General features: G+C 45.7%; 5 protein-coding genes. All 5 read left to right on the plus strand.

What is annotated here, in order from left to right:
- Positions 1 to 1,047 (plus strand): vitamin K epoxide reductase family protein (locus tag F6K57_RS36330; RefSeq protein ID WP_293072988.1); only part of this gene is annotated, 1,047 nt, incomplete at its 5' end.
- Positions 1,048 to 1,050: 3 nt separating this feature from the next.
- Positions 1,051 to 2,559 (plus strand): biotin/lipoyl-binding protein, encoded by a 1,509-nt coding sequence (locus tag F6K57_RS36335; RefSeq protein ID WP_293072990.1) that lies wholly within the window; start codon positions 1,051 to 1,053, stop codon positions 2,557 to 2,559.
- Between the two features lie 17 nt (positions 2,560 to 2,576).
- Positions 2,577 to 3,848 (plus strand): ABC transporter permease, encoded by a 1,272-nt coding sequence (locus F6K57_RS36340; protein ID WP_293072993.1) that lies wholly within the window; start codon positions 2,577 to 2,579, stop codon positions 3,846 to 3,848.
- A 315-nt stretch (positions 3,849 to 4,163) separates the two neighbouring features.
- Positions 4,164 to 4,868 carry an ABC transporter ATP-binding protein gene (locus F6K57_RS36345; RefSeq protein WP_293072996.1) on the plus strand — a complete coding sequence of 235 codons (705 nt, stop codon included), beginning with the start codon at positions 4,164 to 4,166 and terminating at the stop codon, positions 4,866 to 4,868.
- 29 nt (positions 4,869 to 4,897) lie between these two features.
- Positions 4,898 to 5,094, plus strand: a 197-nt coding sequence (locus tag F6K57_RS36350; protein WP_293072999.1) for a hypothetical protein, incomplete at its 3' end; no start/stop codon positions are given.

Below are 5,094 nucleotides of genomic sequence, written 5' to 3' on the forward strand. Positions count from 1 at the left end.
CTCTTGCCTATTGCCTATTGCCTCTTGCCTATTGCCTCTTGCCTTTACAAAGCGCAAGTATGTTCACAACTCAAATATAAATGTTATCTCTACTTTCCAAGAATTGTTATGACACACCAACCTTTTCTACACTGGATGCATCGCTGGTCCCGCCCTCTGATCGCAGGAATAGCCTCTTTGGGTGCTGTAGCAACTGCCTATCCCAAAATCATCCAATTAACACAACGTAATTCTACTTGTCGTCCCAGCGGTTGCAATCTACCTCCCACTCCCACCAGTGCCGATGCTGCCATCTTGAGTTCACCGATCACCTTATTAGGCTTAATTGCTTGCATTAGTATGGTGGTTTTTGCGATCGCTCCCCTGCTTGTGAATTCAAAAGCACATAAACAGTTCCGCTCTCCCTTAGAAAAGTGGACAATTGTGTTACTAGCAGTTGGTGGGACATTAATGCTAATTGTCAGCAGTTACCTGCTATATACGACACTGTTTGAATTCCACGAAAAGTGTAGCTTTTGTATTATGTCTACTTTATTGTCAGCGAGCTTGTTTATTCTGGCCTTGAGCGCTGGTGGTTGGCAGAAATTGAGACAACAACTGCTCACGGTAACTATGGTGGTGATACTGTTGCTCCTTGGGCTACTGGGTCTTTATACCCTGGGGAATATCAGTCGCTCTGCCACGGAAATCAACTATACTATAACCAGCTCTTCTAGTGAAGCACACATGGCTCTAGCAGAGCATTTGCAGAAACTAGAAGCGAAAATGTATGGTGCATTTTGGTGCGATCATTGCAATGAGCAAAAAGAAATGTTTGGTCAAGGTGCCTGGAGCCAAGTGAATTACATTGAGTGTGATGCTAAAGGTAAAAACTCTCGCCCAGACCTCTGCAAGGCCGCCAAGATTAAAGGTTTTCCCACTTGGGAGATTAACGGTCAGTTGTATTTAGGGAAACAATCATTGCAGACGTTAGCCGATTTATCTGACTACAAAGGTTCCCATAACTTTCAGAATTATTCTAGTCAAGCAGTGCCAGAAAAGGAGTGAATCATGGCTTTTCAGGCAAATCAGCCATTGGTAGATTTCAATTTTGGTAAAAATAGGTTAGCTAAATGGCTGCTAAGACTACTCCTTTTGTGCCTCGTATTTGGAGGAGGCTATGCAGCTTATCGCCAGCGGGTTGCCCTGCCAAATCAACAAGCAAAAACCCAAACGCAAACTGTATCTGTAGAAAAACTGAACCTAGCGGTCACAGTTTCTGCTAATGGCGTCATTGAGCCCGAACGTGCGATTAATCTTAGCCCTAAAACTACAGGATTGCTGAAAACTCTGTTAGTCAAGGAAGGCGATCGCGTACAAAAAGGGCAAATTCTTGCCTATATGGATGACTCCAATCTCACCGGGCAATTAACTCAGGCAGAAGGACAACTAGCTGAGAGACAAGCAAATCTGCAAAAGTTGCTAGCTGGCAATCGTCGAGAAGATATTGCCCAAGCTCAAGCACAACTGGCTGAGGCACAAGCAAATTTGCAAAAGTTGCTGGCTGGCAATCGTCGAGAAGATATTGCTCAGGGCTTGGCACGATTAGAAAAAGCACAAGCAAATCTGCAACAAGCTGAAGATGACCTCCAGCGCAAGCAGGAATTAGCAACGGCTGGTGCTATTTCTGTGGAAGATTTTAATCAAGTCCGGACGGCCCGTGATACAGCCGAAGCAGGGGTAAAAGAAGCCAAGCAAGCTTTGCTACTCCTAAAAGCAGGGGCACGGCCAGAAGACATTGCTCAAGCCCGGGCTAGAGTGATGCAAAGACAACAAAGTTTGAAACTAGCCAAAGCAGGGGCACGCCCAGAAGACATTGCCCAAGCCCGGGCTAGAGTGATGCAAGCCGAGGGGGCTGTGCAAAATGCCAAGGCGCAGATAGCAGATACGGTAATTCGCGCTCCTTTCACTGGCATTGTTGCTAGGAAGTATGCCGATCCAGGTGCCTTTGTCAGCCCGACTACCGCAGGTAGTTCTGTCTTATCCGCTACCTCTTCTTCAATTTTGTCCCTAGCTTCTAGTAACCAGGTAGTAACGGCATACGTAGCAGAAAGTAATATTTCCAAAATCCGCTTGGGACAAGACGTCACCATTACTGTTGATGCTTACTCAGGAAAAACCTTTACCGGACAGGTGGCACAAATTGCTGCCCAGGCAGTTGTAGAACAGAATGTTACCAGCTTTGAGGTCAAGGTGGCCATTGTCTCGGATTCACAACAACTTCTGCGTTCTGGGATGAATGTCCATCTGGAGTTCAAAGTAGGCACACTCTTAAATGCTTTGGTGGTACCGACAGTGGCAATTGTCCGCCAGGAGAATGCTACAGGTGTGTTTGTAGCAGGAGAAAATAATCAAGCTATCTTCACTCCCATAGTGACTGGCGTTACTGCTAATCACAAAACAGAAGTCAAATCAGGTTTGCAGGGAACCGAAAGAGTGTTTATCAACTTTCCAGAAGGGTTCCGACCGCAATCTATGACCCCACCTCCTTTTCCCGGTTCACGTTCACGTTCACGTTAATTACAAGGTGTACAAAAATGGCTACACCAGTTCAGATTCGCTTTAGTACAGCATCCACTGTAGAAGTCTTAGTCATGGCGCTGGAGGCTTTGTGGAGCAACAGATTACGCACAGGGCTGACCATGCTGGGTGTCATTATTGGGATTGCCTCGGTAATTGCTATTACTTCCCTTGGTCAGGGAGTGCAAAAGGCAACCGAGCAGCAATTACAGGGTTTGGGTACAAATGTCATGCTGGTGTTCCCTGATACTCCCAGAAATAGTCGCATCAATCTAGGTAGTAGTGGAAGGGGAACACCTTTGAATTGGGAGGATGCACGGGCAATTAAAGACCAGGTGACTACGGCTAGTGCGGTGTCTGCATTCTTGCAAAAGCCTAATGTCTCCGTAGTCTATGGTGGCAAGAATATATTAACTACTGTCATCGGTACGGATTTGAGTTACCCGGAGGTCAAGAACATCTATCCCCAGTCGGGGCAATTTTTTAATCAGGATGATTTGCTCTCTAGTAAATCAGTGGTTGTTCTTGGTTCTAAATTACGGGAACAACTGTTTGAACCGGGGGCAAATGCAATTGGTGCCAATATCCGCATTCAGGGAGAGCGTTACATCGTTATTGGTGTTATGGAATCTAAGGGTGCGGTAGGAAGAATAGACCAAGATAATCAAATATATATTCCCTTGACGAATATGTCGGCGCGACTTATTGGTAATAATGCCCTAGCCGGGATTGCCATCAATGGGTTGTGGTTGAAAGCCTCTGATGAGTCGAGTTTAAGTGCAGCTCAATTTCAAGTTACCAATCTCTTGCGCTTGCGCCATAATATTTATCCACCCCAAGCCGATAATTTTAGAATCATTAACCAAACAGACATGATCAATACCTTAAATAATGTGGTGGGTTTATTTACGGTAATGGTGGGAGCAGTTGCTGGAATTTCTTTAGTTGTTGGCGGAATTGGTATTGCCAATATTATGTTGGCTTCTGTTGTGGAACGAAGGCGAGAAATTGGCATTCGTAAAGCACTAGGAGCTACCAAAGCAGCAATTCTCAAGCAATTTTTAGCAGAAGCTGTCGTGGTTTCTGGTGTGGGGGGAGTGATTGGCATGGGATTCGGAATAGCCTTGGCTTTCAGTGCAGCCACTATTTTCCAATTTCCGTTTGTGGTTTCTCTGTGGTCAGTCATTTCTAGTTTTGGACTGTCTTGTATTGTGGGATTACTGGCTGGGGTAATACCTGCAAATAATGCCGCCAAATTAGACCCAATCGTTGCTTTACGGACTGATTAATAAGGATAAGTGTAGGAATTGTGAGAATTTTTGTTCCCTGGTAAGCATTCAGCATTCAGCCGTCAGCCGTCAGCTTTGTGGCACAGGCTTCAACGCTGTGACATAACTCAGATACGAAAGCTGACCTGTTTTATTCAAAAGCTGTTCGCGTAGCGTGTGCGTAGCACATAAGCTGATAGCTGATAGCTGATAGCTGAATGCTTACGTTCCCTACTCCCTACTCCCTACTCCCTACTCCCTACTCCCTACTCCCTACTCCCTACTCCCTGTTCCCTGTTCCCTGTTCCCTTTGCTAAAAAAATAGGATTAAAAACTATGATTTGGATGGAAGCGATTACTAAAATTTATGATATGGGGGAAGTCCAGGTATCAGTTCTCAAGGGCATTAACTTGTCAATTAAAGAAGGAGAATACATTGCCATTATGGGGGCTTCTGGTTCGGGAAAGTCCACATTAATGAACATTATTGGTTGTCTCGATCGCCCAACTACGGGACGCTATGTTCTTGAAGGCAGAAACCTCACAACCCTACATGATGACGAACTTGCCTATATCCGCAATCAGCGCATTGGTTTTGTGTTTCAGCAATTCAATCTCTTGCCTCGCTCTACAGCCCTTGAGAATGTTATGCTACCGATGGTCTACGCCAATGTACCTAAACACAAACGACGCCAACGGGCAATGCAAGCCTTGAGTCGAGTGGGTTTGGGCAACCACCTTCACCACCGTCCTAGCCAACTTTCTGGGGGACAACAACAACGGGTTGCCATTGCCCGTGCTTTAGTCAATCGCCCCGCTTTGCTGTTGGCAGATGAACCAACCGGAGCCTTAGATACCAAAACCTCCCAGGAAGTCATGGATCTGCTTGGGGAATTAAACCAGCAAGGCATCACCATCGTGATTGTTACTCACGAACATGATGTAGCTGCCCAAACCCAACGACTTATTCAGATGCAGGATGGTTTGGTAGTAGATCGGGATGAGCAAATGTCTCTAAAATCTATCAGTCTTAATACTTAGAGCGGTTTTGAATTGGATGAGGTATAAAATTGCTATCTATAAAACTTCTGCTTTCTTCTGCTTTCTTCATTGTCGCCTCCACGTTAATTCTCCTCCCGTCCATTGCCTCTGCCCAATCTTCACCACCCCCAGGGGTAAACATTCCTCCGAATACCCCGGAAATAATAGACCAAACCCTTCCTCAACCAACACCCTCACCTAGTCCCCCCATCCCTGCTCCACCTTC

The sequence above is a fragment of the Moorena sp. SIO4A5 genome, from assembly GCF_010672005.1.
Lineage (GTDB): Bacteria > Cyanobacteriota > Cyanobacteriia > Cyanobacteriales > Coleofasciculaceae > Moorena.